This is a genomic window from Micromonospora sp. NPDC002575 (genome assembly GCF_042889525.1).
Classification (GTDB): Bacteria; Actinomycetota; Actinomycetes; order Mycobacteriales; family Micromonosporaceae; genus Micromonospora; species Micromonospora carbonacea.
This window is the reverse complement of record NZ_JBIARA010000015.1, coordinates 107221-123123: the sequence shown is the minus strand read 5'-3', so window position 1 is coordinate 123123 and position 15903 is coordinate 107221. Positions and strand designations below refer to the sequence as shown.

Here is a 15903-nt window from a genome sequence, read left to right as displayed (position 1 = left end):
GTCGCGTCAGCGGCGACGGGCCGCCTGCGGTACGTCCGCCTCCACCCGCTCGCGGCGCAGCCGTTCGTCGACGGGCTGGTCCTCGACCACCTCGTCCTTGGTCAGCCGGACCCGCTCGACCGGGACCTGTTCCTTGCTGACCACCGGGTGCTCGGCGCGCAGCCGTACCTCCTGCTGCTCGTCGCCGATCTCGGCCCGCGCCCCCCGGTCGCCCGGCGCGATCGGCTCGCGCTCGACGCGCACCTCGTCGTGCTCGACGGGGACGGTGGTGTGCACGTCCTCGTCGACGACGTGCTTGCGCAGCCGCGCGGTTCCGGCCGGCTCGCTCTCGGTGCCCACCAGCAGCCGCTCCTCGGAGCGGGTCAGCTCCGGCCCCCGCGGGTAGCCGGCGGCCTGCTGGCGCGGCGGCGTCGGCGGGTCGGGCGGCGGAAGCTGGTAGTGCGCGTAGAGCTGGGCGAGCTGCCGGGCGTCCAGCGGCTCGTCGGTGCCCGACTCCACGCTGGGCGCGCCACGCACGGTCGCCTTGTCGTACGGCAGGCTCAGCGTGTCCTGCTGCAACCGCGCCGACTGCAGCGGGGCCATCGACTCGTGGTGGCCCATCATGCCGGTGGCGACGCTGACCCAGGTCGGCTCGCCGGCGGCGTCGGCCCATACCTGGCCCACGCTGCCGATCTTCGCGCCCGAGCGGTCCTGGACGTCCTGCCCGTACAGCGAGCGGACCTGCTGCTCGGTCAGTCGCATTGGCTCGTCCTTCCTCTCGTGGGTCACGCCGTGGCTACCCGAGCCGCACCCGGAGCATTCCGGGGCCCGGTCGCGAATAGGAGCGCCGGCAGCGGCCCGCGCGGGCGGCGGCGAGGTTCCGGCTAGGGTGGGCCTCGTGCTCCGTCAGGTCACCGGAATCCGGTACGTCACCCCGCTGCGCGAGGGCGGCTCGCTGCCCGGCGTGGTCGAGGCCGACGACCTCGGCACGTACGTGGCGAAGTTCTCCGGCGCGGGGCAGGGGCCGAAGGCGCTGGTCGCCGAGGTGATCTGCGGCGAGCTGGCCCGCCGGCTCGGGCTGTCGGTGCCCCGGCTGGTGGTGCTGGACATCGACCCGGTCATCGGCCGGGCCGAGCCCGACCAGGAGGTGCAGGAGCTGCTGCGCGGCAGCGGCGGGCCGAACCTCGGGATGGACTTCCTGCCCGGCGCGCTCGGCTACGACCCGGTGGCGCACCCGGTCGCCCCCGAGCTGGCCTCCCGGGTGCTCTGGTTCGACGCGTTCACCGAGAACGTCGACCGGAGCTGGCGCAACCCCAACCTGCTGATCTGGCACCGCGAGCTGTGGCTGATCGACCACGGCGCCTGCCTCTACTTCCACCACAACTGGCCGCGCGCCGAGGCGGCCGTGCGCCGGGCGTACCGGGCCGACGACCACGTGCTCGCCCCCTACGCGAGCCGGCTGGCCGAGGCCGACGCCGACCTGACGCCCCGGGTCACCCCCGGGCTGCTGGCCGAGGTGCTGGCGCTGGTGCCCGACGCCTGGCTGGCCGGCACCGACTTCGACTCCGCCGACGCGGCCCGCGCCGCGTACGCCGACCACCTTGCCCGCCGGGTGGCGCGCACCGCCGACTGGCTGCCGCAGGGGAGCGCCGCGTGAGAGAACCCTTCGAGTACGCGGTGATCCGGCTGGTGCCCCGGGTCGAGCGCGGCGAACAGATCAACGTCGGGGTCATCCTCTACTGCCAGGGCCGGGACTTCCTCGCGGCGCGTACCCATCTCGACGCCGACCGGGTCCGGGCGCTCGCGCCGGACGTGGACCTCGCCGAGGTCGCGGCGGCGCTGGGCTCCTGGGACCGGACGTGCGTCGGCCAGGGCCCGGCGGGGCGGATGCGGCGGGGCGAGCGGTTCCGCTGGCTGGCGGCTCCCCGCAGCACGATGATCCAGACCGGGCCGGTGCACACCGGGCTCACCGCCGACCCGGCGGCGGAACTCGACCGGCTGCTGGACGCCCTGGTCCGCTGAGCGCGCCGGCCCCTGATCCGTCGGGCACTGCGGCCCCTGACCGCGCTACGCCGGCCTCGTCGCCGACGGAGCGCGATCCCCCGTTCAGGTCGACCGGCGCACGGGCGGCGGCGCGAGCCGCCGACGCCGGTGCGATCAGGATGGCGCTCGGCGGCCCGGCGGGGACCGGCGAGCCGTGGAACTTGCGTAAAACTTGAGCGAGGCGCTCCGGGCGGGTCAGCCCCGCCGGGGCTGCGGGACGCGCACCGAGGCCATGCCGGCGGCGGTGGCCGCCTGGATGCCCAGGTCGGCGTCCTCGAACACCAGGCAGTCGGCCGGCGGCACGCCCAGCAGCCGGGCGGCGAGCAGGAACGCCTCCGGGTCGGGCTTGGGCCGGGCGTAGTCGCCGGCGCAGACCAGCGTGTCGAACCGGTCGAGGATGCCGAGCGCGCCCAGCGACGCGGTGACCGACTCGCGGGTGCTGCCGGAGACCACGGCGAAGGGCACCCGCCCGTGGGCGTCGTCGATGTGCCGCAGCACCCCGGGCACGCCGGTCGCCGTCGGCAGGAGCTCCTGGTAGAGCGCCTCCCGGCGGGCGGCGACGGCGTCCACCGGCATCGCCAGGCCGTGCCGGGCGTTGAGGTCGGCGACGATGTCGGCCACCGGCCGCCCGGCCCAGGCGTAGAAGAGGTCCTCGGGCAGGTCGCAGCCCCACTCGCCGAGGGCCCGCCGCCAGGCCGTGTGGTGCTGGGGCATCGAGTCGACGATGGTGCCGTCGCAGTCGAACAGGTACGCCCGGAACTCGCCGTCGGGCAGGGGCAGGATCACCGCACCAGGCTATCGCCCGGCGGACCCGGGCCGTCCACCACGCTCGCCAGCCGGCGTTTGACGCCGCAAGCAACGGGTAGTCGCGGGAGCTGAACCCGAGCGAGGAGGACCCGATGGAGGGCCGGATCAAGGTCGCGGTGATCTACTACAGCGCGACCGGCATCACGTATCAGATGGCACAGGCCGCGAGCGAGGCGGCCGGCGAGGCCGGCGCGGAGGTGCGGCTGCGCAAGGTGCGTGAGCTGGCACCGGACGAGGCGATCCGGTCCAACTCGGGCTGGCAGGCGCACCGTCTCGAAACCCAGGACGTCATGGAGGCCGAGCCGGACGACCTGTCCTGGGCCGACGTGGTGATCTTCGGCGCGCCCACCCGCTACGGCATGGTCGCCGCCCAGCTCAAGCAGTTCATCGACACCACCGGCCCGCTGTGGGCGCGCGGCGCGCTGGCGAACAAGGTCTATTCCGCGTTCACGTCGACGGCGACCTCGCACGGCGGGCAGGAGTCCACGCTGCTGTCGCTGCTCACCGTCTTCTACCACTGGGGCGGCGTCGTCGTCACCCCCGGCTACACCGACCCGAGCCAGTTCGTCGCCGGCAACCCCTACGGCGCCTCGCACACCAGCAACAACGGCGAGGTCCCGCCGGACCACGTGGCGCTGGCGGCCACCGCCCTGACCGCCAAGCGGGCGGTGGAGATCGGCGCGGCGCTGAAGCGGGGCCTGGCCGCCGGCTGACCGCCGGCGGCCGGCACCCCCTACCCCCTGGCGCGGGCCACGGCCGGGGACCGGCCCGGCGGCACCGACCGCAGGTGGCCGAGCAGGTCGGCCAGCACCGCCAGGCCGTCTTGGCTGAGCACCGACTCGGGGTGGAACTGCACCCCGGCGAAGCCGGGCCCGCGCAGCGCGTGCACCGCGTGGTCGACCGGGTCGCGGGCCAGCTCCACCGGCCCGTACGCGCTGGCCACCCGGTCGGCCGCGGCGACGGCCGTGAAGGTGGAGTAGAACCCCACCCGGCGGCTCGTGCCGAACATGGCGACGTCGCGCTGCAACCCCTGGTACGGGGCGTCGCGCCGGTGCAGCCGCAGCCCGAGCAGCCCGGCCAGCAACTGGTGGCCCAGGCACACCGCGAGGGTCGGCGCGCCGGCCGCGAGCCGCCGGGCGAGCAGCCCGCGCAGGGCGGCCATCTTCGGCTGGTCCACCGCCCTCGGGTCGCCCGGGCCGGGGCCGGCGACCACCAGGTCGTGCCCGTCGTCGCCGGCCGGGCGGTGCCACGGGGCCACCTCGACGGCGAGCCCGAGGGCGCGCAGCTGGTGGGCGAGCATGCCGGTGAAGGTGTCCTCCCCGTCGACGATCAGCGCCCGCCGGCCGGCCAGCCCCGGCAGGGCCACCGCCCCGGGCGGGCGCTGGTCCAGCCAGAACCGGGCCAGCGGGGCGTTGCGGGCGGCCAGCGCGGCGCGTACCTGGGGGTCGTCGGCCAGCCGCGGCGTCGGGCCCGGCCCGGGGTCGGGGGCGTCGGGGCGCAACCCGAGGGCCGCCAGCACCCCGGCCGCCTTGGCGTGCGTCTCGGCGACCTCCCCCTCCGGCGTCGAGTGGCGCACCAGGGTCGCCCCGACCGGCACCCGCAGCTCCCCGCCGGGGGAGATCTCCGCCGTGCGGATCAGGATCGGCGCGTCCAGGGTCTGCCGGCCGGCGTCGTCGCGGCCCAGCAGGGCCAGCACCCCGGCGTAGTAGCGCCGCCCGGTGCGCTCGTGCCGGGCGATGACCCGGCACGCGTTCTCCATCGGGCTGCCGGTCACCGTCGGGGCGAACATCGTCTCGCGCAGCACGTCCCGCACGTCCAGGCAGCTCTGCCCGGCGAGCAGGTACTCGGTGTGCGCCAGGTGGGACATCTCCTTGAGGTACGGGCCGACGACCTGCCCGCCGCGCTCGGCGACGGTGGCCATCATCTTCAGCTCCTCGTCGAGCACCATGTACAGCTCGTCGACCTCCTTCGGGTCGGTGAGGAAACGCAGCAGCGACGCGGTGTCGGCCGTGCCGCCGTGCCGGAACGTGCCGCTGATCGGGTTCATCATGACCAGGCCGTCGTCGACGCTGACGTGCCGCTCGGGGCTCGCCCCGACCAGGATCCGGGTGCCGGTGTGCACCACGAACGTCCAGTACGCGCCGCGCTCGCGCAGCAGCAGCCGGCGCAGCGCGGCCAGGGCGGCGCGCAGCGGGGAGCCCTGCACGGTGGCGCGCATGGTGCGGTGGACGACGAAGTTCGCCCCCTCGCCCCGGCCGATCTCCTCGGCGAGCACCCGGGCGACCGTGTCGGCGTACTCGGCGTCGGCGATGTCGAACCCGGCGTCGGCGGTCGCCACCGGCGCGTCGGGCAGGGCGGCGACGACGTCGGCCAGGGGCAGCCGGACGTGCCCGGCGATCTGGAGGCACTCCAGCGGGGCGCCGTCGTCGACGCAGGCGAACCCCCGCTCGGTGACCTGCCGGTACGGCACCAGCGCGAGCGTGCGCGGTCCGGCCGGGCCGGCGGGCAGCGGGACGTCGGCGAGCCGGTCGACGGCGCGTACGGTGCCGGTGAACAGCTCCAGGTGGTCGGCGCCCTCGCGGCGGACGAGCGCGAAGGGGCCGGGGTCGACGCCGTCGGCGACGGCGGCGAGCAGGTCGTGTAGGCGGGTCATCGGGTTCTCCTGGTGGTGGCCGGGCGACGCCGTCGGTGGCGGCCCCGGGCCGGGTGGAGAACCGGCGACCGCCTCGTGGGGCGGCCGCGTGGGAAGCTACGCGCGGGGGTGGGCCGCCGGGTCGGCGGGCCACCAGCAGGTCGGGTGCGCGGGCATGCCGTCACCCTACGCGCGCCGCCGGGGCCCGGGAACCCGATCCCGGGGTACGGGAACCGGCGGCCGGGCACCCGCGCCGACGTCGAGCGCCCGGCCGGCCCGGCGCGCGCCCGGTACGGTGATCCACGATGAACATCCTCGCCCTCGACCTGGGCACCTCCTCGGTGCGCGGCCTCGTGCTGGATCCGGACGCCGTGCCGCGCCCCGGCGCCCTCGCCCGCCGGAAGGTGCGCGTCGCCGTCGACGACGACGGCGCGGGCACCCTGGACGCCCCCACCTACCTGGCCTGCCTCGCCGAGTGCCTCGACGAGCTGGCCGCCGGCGGGCACCTGCGCGACGTCGGCCTGGTCGCCACCAGCGCCCAGTGGCACTCGGTGCTGCCGGTCGACCGCGCCGGCGAGCCCCTGGGGCCGGTGCTCACCTGGCTCGACACCCGCCCGGAGCCCCCCGCGGGCGCGACCGGCCCGGCCGACGCGGCGGCGTTCCACCGGCGCACCGGCACCTGGTGGCACCGCTGCTACTGGTCGGTGCGGCTGCCGTGGCTGCGCGGGCACGCCTCGGCCCCGCCCGCCCGGTTCGTCGGCCTCGCCGAGTACGTGCTGGGCGGCCTGCTCGACGCGGCCCCGATGTCGGTCTCCCAGGCCTCCGGCACCGGCCTGCTCGACCTGCGCACCCTGACCTGGGACGCCGAGGCGTGCGAGCTGGCCGCCGCCGGCCCGGGGCAGCTTCCCGAGCTGGCCGACGACGGCTGGCGCGGGCGGCTGCGCCCCGAGCACGCCCGCCGCTGGCCGCAAATCGCCGACGCGGCCTGGGCGGCGCCGGTGGGCGACGGGGCCGCCTCGAACGTCGGCTCCGGCGCGGTGGACCCGGGCCGGGCGGCGGTGACCGTCGGCACCTCCTCGGCCGTCCGGCTGGTGCAGGCGGTGCCGGCCGGCGCGGAGCTGCCGCCGCTGCCGGACCGGCTGTGGCGCTACCGGGTCGACCACGACCACGTGGTCACCGGGGCCGCGTACTCCTCCGGGGGGAACCTGTTCGCCTGGGCGGACCGCGAACTGCGGCTGCCCCGGGGCGTCGCCCTGGACGCCGCGCTGGCCCGGATCCCCCGGGGCGGTGGCGTCGCGGCGGACCCGCACTTCGGCGGCGACCGGCCGCCCGGCCACGCGCCGGCCGGCTCCGGCGGGCTGGGCGGGCTGAGCTTCGGCACCGGCGCGGTCGACATCCTCGCCGGCCTGATGTCCGGGGTGTGCCGGCTGGTCGCGGCCGACCTCGCCGAGCTGGAGTCCACCGTGGGCGGTCCCGTCGAGGTGGTGCTGGGCGGCGGGGCGGTGGGGGCCTCCGCGTGGTGGCGGGAGTCGTTCGCCGCCGTCCTCGCGCCCCGCCGCGTCTACCACCACCCCGACCCGGAGGTCGGTGCGACCGGCGCCGCCCGGGTGGCGCTGCGCCGGCTGGACGCGGCGGTGCCGCTCGTGGCCATCGGCCGGACGGATGAGCTGCCCTCGCCGACCCCGTCAGGACAGCGCCACCCCCGGTGTCCTTCCTGAGCCCCGCCTCAGGTCGGCCCGTTGACACCGCCGTCGGGCCTGGTTGGATGGACCCGCTGTCCGGTGCGGCGGGCGCGGGGACCTAGGAGGCAGGTGTGGGCGCAGGTCCCGACCCGGCGCGAAACGGGGTGTCGAACCACCGCAGGCGTCGGTTCGACGTCCGCGTCGTGCCGCACCGCCGCCGCTCGCCGCTGCGGCTGCGGGACTGGCGGATGGGCACCAAGCTCGCCACCGTCCTCGTCATCCCCTCCGTGGCGTTCCTGGTGCTGGCCGGCGTGCAGACGCAGGGCCTGGTCGGGCGCACCACCGAGCTGAGCGACTTCGCCCGCCAGGTGGGCATCGGCCGGCAGATCACCGACGCGGTGCACCAGCTCCAGCAGGAACGCGACCGCACCGCCGGCGAGCTGGCCGAGCTGCGCCGCAGCGGGGGCGGCGGGGCCGCCCGGGACGCCGCGACCGCCGCGCTGAAGCCGTTGCAGTCCAGCACCGACGCCGCCGTGCAGGAGCTGCGGCGGGCGGCCGGCCCGCTGGCCGACGCCGACGCCGCCTGGCAGGTGGCCTACTCGGCGGCGCTGGAGGCGTACGACCAGGTCGTCTACATCCGCGCGGCGGTGCCCCCGGCGGTGCTGGCCAGCGACACGATCCTCAGCAACTACCACCGGGCGGTCTCCGCCCTGCTGAACCTGCTCGCCCAGCCCTCACCCGGGGAGGGCCGCCGAGCGCTCAACGAGGCCGTGCTGCGCTACGTCCAGCTCGCCCGGGTCAAGGAACTCTCCTCCCGCGTCCGCGCGGAGCTGTACGCCGCCGCCCGCGCCGGCCGCTACGGGGTGGAGGACCAGGTCGAGCTGACCGACCTGCGGGCGCAGCAGCTCACCGCGCTCGGCGCGTTCCGGGTCGCCGCCACCACCGAGCAGATCCGCCGCTACGACGCCGTCTCCGTCGATCCGGCGTTCACGGCCGCCGCACGGCTGGAGGAGCAGAGCCTGCCCACCGGCGGCGCGGAGCCCAGGGTGCTGCCCGCCCCGCAGTGGTGGGCGGCCAGCGAGCAGCGCCAGGAGCTGCTGCGGCAGCTCGAGGCCAGCGTCGTCGACGACGCGGTGGGCCAGGCCGACGGGGCCAGCGCCGGCCAGCTGCGCACCACCCTGCTGGTGGCCGGCGGGATCGTCGCGGTGCTGCTGGTGGCCCTGCTGATCTCGGTGCTGGTCGGGCGGGCCATCGCCCGGTCGATGCGGCTGCTGCGCGGCCAGGCGCTGCGGATCGCCCAGATCGAGCTGCCCGACGCCCTCGACCGGCTCCGGCAGGTCACCGGCGGGGTGCCCGACATCGAGGTGCCGGCGGCGGTCGTCCGCTCCCTCGACGAGGTCGGCGAGCTGGCCGAGGCGTTCGTCGCGGTGCACCGCAGCGCCGTGAGCGTCGCGGTGGAACAGGCCACCATGCGCCGCAACGTCAACCTGATGTTCGTCAACCTCGCCCGGCGCAGCCAGGTCCTGGTGGAGCGGCAGCTTGAGCTGCTCGACGCCCTGGAACGGGAGGAGAGCGACCCCGACCAGCTGGAGAACCTGTTCAAGCTCGACCACCTCGCCGCCCGCATGCGACGCAACGACGAGAGCCTGCTGGTGCTCGCCGGCAGCGAGTCGACCCGGCGGTGGAACCGGCCGGTGGCGCTGGGCGCGGTGCTGCTGGCCGCCAGCGCCGAGATCGAGCAATATCAGCGGGTACGCCACGAGCAGGTGGCCGACCTGCACGTCGTCGGGCACGTCATCGGCGACCTGGTGCACCTGTTCGCCGAGCTGCTGGAGAACGCCACCACGTTCTCCCGGCCGGACACCGTGGTGTCGGTCACCGCCCGGCCCGAGGGGCACGGCGCGGTGGTGGAGATCGTCGACCGGGGGCTGGGCATGGGCCCGGCCGCGCTGGCCGAGGCGAACGAGGTGCTGGCGACCCCGCCCGCCGCCGACGTCGCGGCGTCGGAGCGGATGGGCCTGTTCGTGGTCAGCCACCTGGCCGCCCGGCACGCGGTCGCCGTGCGCCTGCGCTCCGCCCCCGAGGGCCTCGTCGCCCGGGTGGGCATCCCGGCCCCCCTGCTCACCGCCGCCCCGCCGACGGCGGAGCTGGACCCGCCCGTGTCCCCACGGATGCTGACCACCACCCTGGCCAACCTGCCCCGGATAACCGCCCCCCTGGCGGAGGACCCGGCCCCGGTGGCGGGCGGTCGGCCGCCGGGCGTCGCCGCCGTCCAGGGCCCGGCTCGGCCGCCGGGCGTCGCCGCGCCCCCGGACCCGGCGGAACTGCCGGTGGCGGGCCGCCGGCCGCGCAGCGCCACCGTGCCGAGGCCGGCACGGCCGGTGCCGGTGCGGGCGGAGGACGTCCTCACCCCGGCCGCCGGCCCGGCCGCCTCCAGCGGGGGCGGCTGGTGGACGCGCCAGGGCCCGGCGGCCGGCGCGGCGGCACCCGATCCTGCGCCGCCCGCGGTGCCGGTCACCGGGGGCGTCAACGAGCGCGGGCTGCCGGTCCGGGTGCCGATGGCCCAGCTCGCTGCCGTGACGCAGCCGGCGCGACCGCAGGCGCCGGCCCCGCGGCACGATCCGGACCCGGAGGCCGTGGGCGGCATGCTGACGCGGCTCTACAGCGGCGTACGGCGGGCCGAGGCCGAGGAGACCACCGAGATTTTCCTGCCGCCGGCCGGCGGACGCACCGAAGGGGGACATCAGTGACGACGTTGAGCCAGGAGGCGCGGGACGTGAGCTGGCTGGTCAGCGCGTTCGCGCAACGGGTGCCCGGGGTGGCGCACGCCATCGTGGTCTCCTCGGACGGGCTGCTGGTCGCCGTCTCCGACCACCTGCCGCGCGACCACGCCGACAAGCTGGCCGCCGTGACCTCGGGGGTGATGAGCATCACCGCCGGCGCGGCGCAGATGTTCGACGGCGACGTCGTCAAGCAGACCGTCGTGGAGATGGGCCGCGGCTACTTCCTGGTGATGCAGGTGCGCGACGGCTCGATCCTGGCCACGCTGGCCGCCGGGGACGCCGACATCGGCGTGGTCGGCTACGAGATGGCGCGGCTGGCGAAGCAGGCCGGCGAGATGCTCACCCCGGCGCTGCGCGCGGAACTCCAGCAGGCGCTGCCCCCGCTGGGCTGAGCGGCGCGACCGGGTGGACCCGGCCGGTTCGCCGCCCCGGGAGAACGCCCGCCGGGCGGTGCGGAGCGACCGTGTCCGCCCGGCGGGGAGCCCCCGGCTACAGGCCGTTGGCCCGGATCACCTCGCGGTACCACAGCGCGCTGCGCTTGGGTACCCGGCGCTGGGTCGGGTAGTCCACGTAGACCAGGCCCCAGCGCTGGTCGTATCCCTCCGCCCACTCGAAGTTGTCCAGCAGCGACCAGACGTGGTAGCTCTCCAGCGGCACCCCGTCGGTGACGGCCCGGTGCGCGGCGGCCATGTGGTCGCGCAGGAAGCTGATCCGGCCCGAGTCGTCGACGGTCCCGTCCGGGGAGAGGGTGTCCGCCTGCGGCAGGCCGTTCTCCGTGACGGTCAGCGGGACCGGGCCGTAGTCGCGGGTCACCCGGGTCAGGATGTCGTACATGCCGTCGGGGTAGATCTGTTGCCAGTCCGCCTGGGAGGTGGGCAGGCGGATGACCGTGCCGCCGGTGGCGGTCACGTAGTACGGGGTGTAGTACTGCACGGCGAGCAGGTCGATCGGCGCGGAGATGATCTCCAGGTCGCCGTCGCGGATGCCGCGTGCCATCCGGCTGTCGGGCCCGAGGTCGGCCAGCACGTCCGCCGGATAGCTGCCCTTGAGGATCGAGTCGAGGTAGAGGCGGTTCTCGTACCCGTCGTAGAGCCGGCTGGCGCGGGCGGCCTCGGCGCTGTCGTCGGCCGGGTAGCAGGGGTGCAGGTTGAGGGCGGGGCCGATCCGGGCGGTGCTGCCGGTGGCCCGCAGCGTCTGCACGGCCAGGCCGTGCCCGAGCTGGAGGTGGTGGGCGACCAGGTAGGCCGCCTGCGGGTCCTGGAAGCCGGGGGCGTGGTGGCCGTGGAGGTAGCCGTTCTGCACCACGGTCTTCGGCTCGTTGATCGTCAGCCAGACCGGGATCCGGTCGCCGAGGCCGCGGAAGAGCACCTCGGCGTACTCGGCGAACCGGTAGGCGGTGTCGCGGTTCTCCCAGCCGCCGGCGTCCTGCAACGTCTGGGGCAGGTCCCAGTGGAACAGGGTGGCCATCGGCGAGATCCCGCGTTCGTGCAGCCCGTCGACGAGGCGGCGGTAGAAGTCGAGACCCCGCTGGTTGGGCGTGCCGGTGCCGTCGGGCTGGATGCGCGGCCAGGAGATGGAGAACCGGTAGCTGCGCAGCCCCAGGTCGCGCATCAGGTCGAGGTCGTCGGCGTAGCGGTGGTAGTGGTCGGCGGCGATGTCGCCGGTGTCGCCGTTGCGGGTCCGGCCGGGGGTGCGACTGAAGGTGTCCCAGACCGACTCGCCCCGGCCGTCCTCCTTCGTGGCGCCCTCCACCTGGTACGCCGAGGTGGCCGCGCCCCAGCTGAAGCCGGTCGGGAAGCGCAGGTCGCCCCGGGACCCGCCGGTGGGGTCGGTGTCGGGGTCGGTGTCGGCGTCGCATCCGGTGGCCAGGCCGCCGGAGACGGCGGCGGTGGCGGCCGTGCCGCCCACGCGCAGGCCGGCGCCGGTGGCCCCGGCGGTGGCGGAGAGTGCGGCGCGGCTGAGCAGCCGCCGCCGGGTGAGCATCGACATGGGGCCTTCTCCTCGTGATGGGTGCCCACCGCCGCACGGCCGGGAGCGCTCCCAGCATAAGGCAGGCGGGGGCGACCGAGCCCGCCTATGGCGGGTCGGCTCTGTTGTGCGGGCTGGCCCGGCGCGTGGCCGGTTGCGCGAATGCGCTGGTGGGAGGCGATGTCGGGGCGTCGGGCGTGGCTGCGAGACGCCCGCCGGCTACGCCCATAACGAGCGAGGCCGGCCGGGTGGCGTGACACGCCTGACCCGTCGGCCTCTTTTCCCATGGTGTCGGGGGGTTTAGTGTGGGGACGGGGGAGGGCAACCCCCGTCCCCACCTTTGTTTGCACACACGCACGAGCGGAATTGGCGTCCTGTCGTGCGTGTCGCGCGGGAGCCGGGCCACGCGAGTGGCTCTGGTTCCACCTCCCTCCATTGCCGGTGGGTGGTGGCTGGCGGCGGCGTCCGGGCTGGCCCGCCGTCAGCCTTCGGGCAATGTGCCGGGGACGTCGCGGGCACGACGCTCCCGGTCAACACCTTCTGTGACCTCCGTCGATGGAAGCGCTCCCATCGGCGATGCAGCGACTGTAACGCCCGTCACCGGTTTGTGAAAGCCCCAAAACGAGATCGAAACAAGTAGCTGCTCGTTCGTGGACTCTTCTTGTCGTGGGAGCGCTTCCATGCAAGACTGTCGAACACTGCGACGAGGAGCCAGCTCGCGTGAGTGCGGGTCGCCGAGGGCATCCGGTCATCCGGACGGCACCCCAGGAGGGCCACGGCGTCGTCGACCAGCGTCGACGCGCCACACCCGAACCCCCGGCCGGGCCGGATCGACCACCATTCCCGAGCGCCTCCGTCCCCCCGTGCCCTGCGTGCGTGGAGGCGCCCCGCCGGGGCCCCGCGGCCCCGGCCTGGTCCGAGGAGACACCGCGCACATGAGACTCATGGCAAGACGTCGCCGGACGGCGATGCTCGCCGCCACCACGTTGGTCGTCGGCGGCATCGCCCTGCCGGCCGGCGCCGCGCAGGCCGCCCCGGCCTGCGACGTGGTCTACGCCACCAACGACTGGGGCAGCGGCTTCACCGGCAACGTCACCATCAAGAACCTGGGCGACCCGGTCAGCAGCTGGACGCTCAAGTGGACCTTCCCCAACAGCAGTCAGCGGGTGGTCCAGGGCTGGTCGGCCAAGTGGAGCCAGACCGGCAGCGAGGTGACCGCGACCAACGAGTCGTACAACGGCAGCCTCGGCACCGGGGCGTCGACCACCATCGGGTTCAACGGCAGCTACTCCGGCAGCAACCCGAAGCCCACGGCGTTCACCCTCAACGGCACCCCCTGCAACGGCACCCCCGCCAACCAGCCGCCGACGGTCTCCCTCGGCGTGCCGAGCGGGCCGTTCGAGGCGCCGGCGGACGTGCCGCTGACCGCCACGGCCAGCGACCCGGACGGGACGATCAGCAAGGTCGAGTTCTACCGCAACGGCCTGCTGGTCAACACCGACACCACCGCCCCGTACGGCTACACCCTGGAGGACCTGCCGGCCGGCAGCTACACCGTCCAGGCCAAGGCGTACGACAACGCCAACGGCATCGCCGTCGACGAGAAGGCGTTCACCGTCAGCGCGGCCTCCGGCCCCCGCCTGGTGGCCACCCCGTCCGCGGTCAGCGTGAGCGAGGGCGGCACCGCCACGTTCAACCTGAAGCTCAGCGCGGCCCCGTCGGCCAGCGTCCCGGTGACCCTGACCCGCACCGGTGACACCGACATCACCGTCACGCCGACCTCGGCCACCCTCACGACGGCGAACTGGAACACCGGCGTCACCATCACCGTCGCGGCGGCGGAGGACTCCGACACCGTCGGCGGCACCGCCACCATCACCGCCTCCGGCACCGGCCTGGCCCCGCTGGCGATCACCGCCACCGAGGTCGACAACGACGTGCCGGGCGGGGACAACGACTACATCAAGAAGTTCCTCGACCAGTACGGCAAGATCAAGAACTCGGGCTACTTCAGCCCCGAGGGCGTGCCGTACCACTCGATCGAGACCCTGATCGTCGAGGCGCCCGACCACGGCCACGAGACCACCTCCGAGGCGTTCAGCTACTGGCTGTGGCTGGAGGCGTACTACGGCCGGGCCACCCAGAACTGGGCCCCGTTCAACAACGCGTGGACGGTGATGGAGAAGTACATCATCCCCACCCACGCCGACCAGCCCACCGCGGGCTCCGCCGGCACCCCGCAGTACGCCGCGGAGTACAACCTGCCCAGCCAGTACCCCTCGGCGCTGAACCCGAACATCGCGGTCGGCCAGGACCCGCTGCGTTCGGAGCTGCAGAGCACCTACGGCACCGGCGACATCTACGGCATGCACTGGCTGATGGACGTCGACAACACCTACGGCTACGGCCGCTGCGGTGACGGCACCACCCGGCCGGCGTACATCAACACCTTCCAGCGCGGCACGCAGGAGTCGGTGTGGGAGACCATCCCGCAGCCGTCCTGCGACACCTTCAAGCACGGCGGGCAGTACGGCTACCTCGACCTGTTCGTCAAGGACACCGGCGCCCCCGCCAAGCAGTGGAAGTACACCAACGCCCCCGACGCCGACGCCCGCGCCGTGCAGGCCGCGTACTGGGCGCTGACCTGGGCCAAGGCCCAGAACAAGCAGACCGACGTCGCCGCCACCGTGGCCAAGGCCGCAAAGATGGGTGACTACCTGCGGTACGCGATGTTCGACAAGTACTTCAAGAAGATCGGCAACTGCGTCGGGGCCAGCACCTGCCCCGCCGGCAGCGGCCGGGACTCGGCGCACTACCTGCTGTCCTGGTACTACGCCTGGGGCGGCGCGTACGACACCAGCCAGAACTGGTCGTGGCGGATCGGCTCCAGCCACAGCCACTTCGGCTACCAGAACCCGTTCGCGGCCTGGGCGATGACCAACGTCGACGAGCTGAAGCCGAAGTCCCCGACCGCGGTCTCGGACTGGCAGAAGAGCCTCGACCGGCAGCTGGAGTTCTACACCTGGCTCCAGTCGTCCGAGGGCGGCATCGCCGGCGGCGCCACCAACAGCTGGGACGGCAACTACGGCACCCCGCCGTCGGGCACCGCCACCTTCTACGGCATGTTCTACGACGTCGACCCGGTCTACAACGACCCGCCGTCGAACCAGTGGTTCGGCATGCAGGTCTGGTCGATGCAGCGCATCGCCGAGCTGTACCTGCAGACCGGCAACGCCAAGGCCAAGGCCCTGCTCGACAAGTGGGTGCCGTGGGCGATCGCGAACACCACGCTGGGCGCCAACTGGTCGGTCCCGTCGGACCTGAAGTGGACGGGCCAGCCCGCCAACTGGAACCCGAGCAGCCCGGCGGCCAACACCAACCTGCACGTCGAGGTCACCGCCAAGGGCCAGGACGTCGGCGTCACGGCCTCCCTCGCCCGGACCCTGATCGCGTACGCGGCCAAGTCCGGCAACACCGCGGCCAAGACCACCGGCAAGGGCCTGCTCGACGCCCTGTCCGCGTCCGCCGACAGCAAGGGCGTCTCGACGACGGAGAAGCGCGGCGACTACAAGCGCTTCGACGACGTCTACAACGCCGCCGACGGCCAGGGCCTCTACGTGCCCCCGGGCTGGACCGGGAAGATGCCCAACGGCGACACCATCGCCGCCGGCAAGAGCTTCCTGGACATCCGCTCGTTCTACAAGAACGACCCGGACTGGCCGAAGGTGCAGGCGTACCTCGACGGCGGCCCCGAGCCGACGTTCAACTACCACCGGTTCTGGGCCCAGTCCGACGTCGCCATGGCGTACGCCGACTACGGGATGCTCTTCCCGAACGGGTGACCCAACCCCTCCGGGTGGGCGGCGCGGCCCGTCCACCCGGAGCCCGACCGGGCCCGGGGGAACTATGAGCCCGGTCGGCGGACGGCCTGACTCCCACGGTCAGGCCGGGGCGGGCCGGCCGTCCGGTCAACGCAGCGGACCGGCCGGCCCGCCCCACCGCCCGAAGC

At 74.6% G+C, this 15903-nt stretch carries 11 protein-coding genes; 7 read left to right on the top strand and 4 right to left on the bottom strand.

Going from position 1 to position 15903, the window contains the following annotated elements:
• Nucleotides 1-6: 6 nt before the first annotated feature.
• Nucleotides 7-741, bottom strand: coding sequence for a YsnF/AvaK domain-containing protein (locus tag ACFYWL_RS22050; RefSeq protein ID WP_386975517.1), 735 nt, complete (start codon nucleotides 739-741; stop codon nucleotides 7-9).
• Nucleotides 742-877: 136 nt separating this feature from the next.
• Here ACFYWL_RS22050 and ACFYWL_RS22045 point away from each other — a divergent pair, with 136 nt between their 5' ends.
• Both ACFYWL_RS22045 and ACFYWL_RS22040 read left to right on the top strand, forming a co-directional pair.
• Complete coding sequence (locus tag ACFYWL_RS22045) at nucleotides 878-1636, top strand: HipA family kinase (RefSeq protein WP_386975515.1); 759 nt, start codon at nucleotides 878-880, stop codon at nucleotides 1634-1636.
• Entirely contained in the window at nucleotides 1633-2001 is a 369-nt protein-coding gene (locus tag ACFYWL_RS22040; protein ID WP_386975513.1) for a DUF3037 domain-containing protein, read from the top strand. The genes ACFYWL_RS22045 and ACFYWL_RS22040 overlap by 4 nt, the downstream gene beginning before the upstream one ends.
• Nucleotides 2002-2217: 216 nt before the next feature.
• On the opposite strand, the gene ACFYWL_RS22035 is transcribed toward ACFYWL_RS22040, so the two are convergent.
• Nucleotides 2218-2808, bottom strand: a complete 591-nt coding sequence (locus ACFYWL_RS22035) for an HAD family hydrolase (protein ID WP_386975511.1) — start codon at nucleotides 2806-2808, stop codon at nucleotides 2218-2220.
• A 113-nt stretch (nucleotides 2809-2921) separates the two neighbouring features.
• Here ACFYWL_RS22035 and wrbA point away from each other — a divergent pair, with 113 nt between their 5' ends.
• Nucleotides 2922-3542, top strand: a complete 621-nt coding sequence (gene wrbA, locus ACFYWL_RS22030) for an NAD(P)H:quinone oxidoreductase (RefSeq protein ID WP_386975509.1) — start codon at nucleotides 2922-2924, stop codon at nucleotides 3540-3542.
• Between the two features lie 20 nt (nucleotides 3543-3562).
• Here wrbA and ACFYWL_RS22025 read toward each other — a convergent pair whose 3' ends face one another.
• Nucleotides 3563-5482, bottom strand: a complete 1920-nt coding sequence (locus tag ACFYWL_RS22025) for a chorismate-binding protein (protein ID WP_386975505.1) — start codon at nucleotides 5480-5482, stop codon at nucleotides 3563-3565.
• A 284-nt stretch (nucleotides 5483-5766) separates the two neighbouring features.
• Here ACFYWL_RS22025 and ACFYWL_RS22020 point away from each other — a divergent pair, with 284 nt between their 5' ends.
• From ACFYWL_RS22020 to ACFYWL_RS22010, 3 genes are all read left to right on the top strand, one after another.
• Nucleotides 5767-7179, top strand: a complete 1413-nt coding sequence (locus ACFYWL_RS22020) for an FGGY family carbohydrate kinase (RefSeq protein WP_386975503.1) — start codon at nucleotides 5767-5769, stop codon at nucleotides 7177-7179.
• 95 nt (nucleotides 7180-7274) lie between these two features.
• Complete coding sequence (locus ACFYWL_RS22015) at nucleotides 7275-9893, top strand: nitrate- and nitrite sensing domain-containing protein (RefSeq protein ID WP_386975501.1); 2619 nt, start codon at nucleotides 7275-7277, stop codon at nucleotides 9891-9893.
• Nucleotides 9894-9898: 5 nt separating this feature from the next.
• Nucleotides 9899-10318: a roadblock/LC7 domain-containing protein gene (locus tag ACFYWL_RS22010; protein ID WP_386975677.1), complete on the top strand. Its 420-nt coding sequence runs from the start codon at nucleotides 9899-9901 to the stop codon at nucleotides 10316-10318.
• Between the two features lie 97 nt (nucleotides 10319-10415).
• Here the strand turns inward: ACFYWL_RS22010 and ACFYWL_RS22005 are convergent, their stop codons facing one another.
• Nucleotides 10416-11915 (bottom strand): GH1 family beta-glucosidase, encoded by a 1500-nt coding sequence (locus tag ACFYWL_RS22005; RefSeq protein WP_386975499.1) that lies wholly within the window; start codon nucleotides 11913-11915, stop codon nucleotides 10416-10418.
• 923 nt (nucleotides 11916-12838) lie between these two features.
• On the opposite strand from ACFYWL_RS22005, the gene ACFYWL_RS22000 reads away from it, so the two are divergent.
• A complete protein-coding gene (locus tag ACFYWL_RS22000) occupies nucleotides 12839-15736 on the top strand; it encodes a glycoside hydrolase family 48 protein (RefSeq protein WP_386975675.1) in 2898 nt (965 codons plus the stop codon).
• Nucleotides 15737-15903 lie beyond the last annotated feature (167 nt).

Excerpts from the sequence above, each read along its gene's own strand:
- ACFYWL_RS22025 (WP_386975505.1), bottom strand. The coding sequence starts at position 5,482 with ATGACCCGCCTACACGACCTGCTCGCCGCCGTCGCCGACGGCGTCGAC.
- ACFYWL_RS22000 (WP_386975675.1), top strand. The coding sequence starts at position 12,839 with ATGGCAAGACGTCGCCGGACGGCGATGCTCGCCGCCACCACGTTGGTC.
- wrbA (WP_386975509.1), top strand. The coding sequence starts at position 2,922 with ATGGAGGGCCGGATCAAGGTCGCGGTGATCTACTACAGCGCGACCGGC.
- ACFYWL_RS22020 (WP_386975503.1), top strand. The coding sequence starts at position 5,767 with ATGAACATCCTCGCCCTCGACCTGGGCACCTCCTCGGTGCGCGGCCTC.
- ACFYWL_RS22005 (WP_386975499.1), bottom strand. The coding sequence starts at position 11,915 with ATGTCGATGCTCACCCGGCGGCGGCTGCTCAGCCGCGCCGCACTCTCC.
- ACFYWL_RS22050 (WP_386975517.1), bottom strand. The coding sequence starts at position 741 with ATGCGACTGACCGAGCAGCAGGTCCGCTCGCTGTACGGGCAGGACGTC.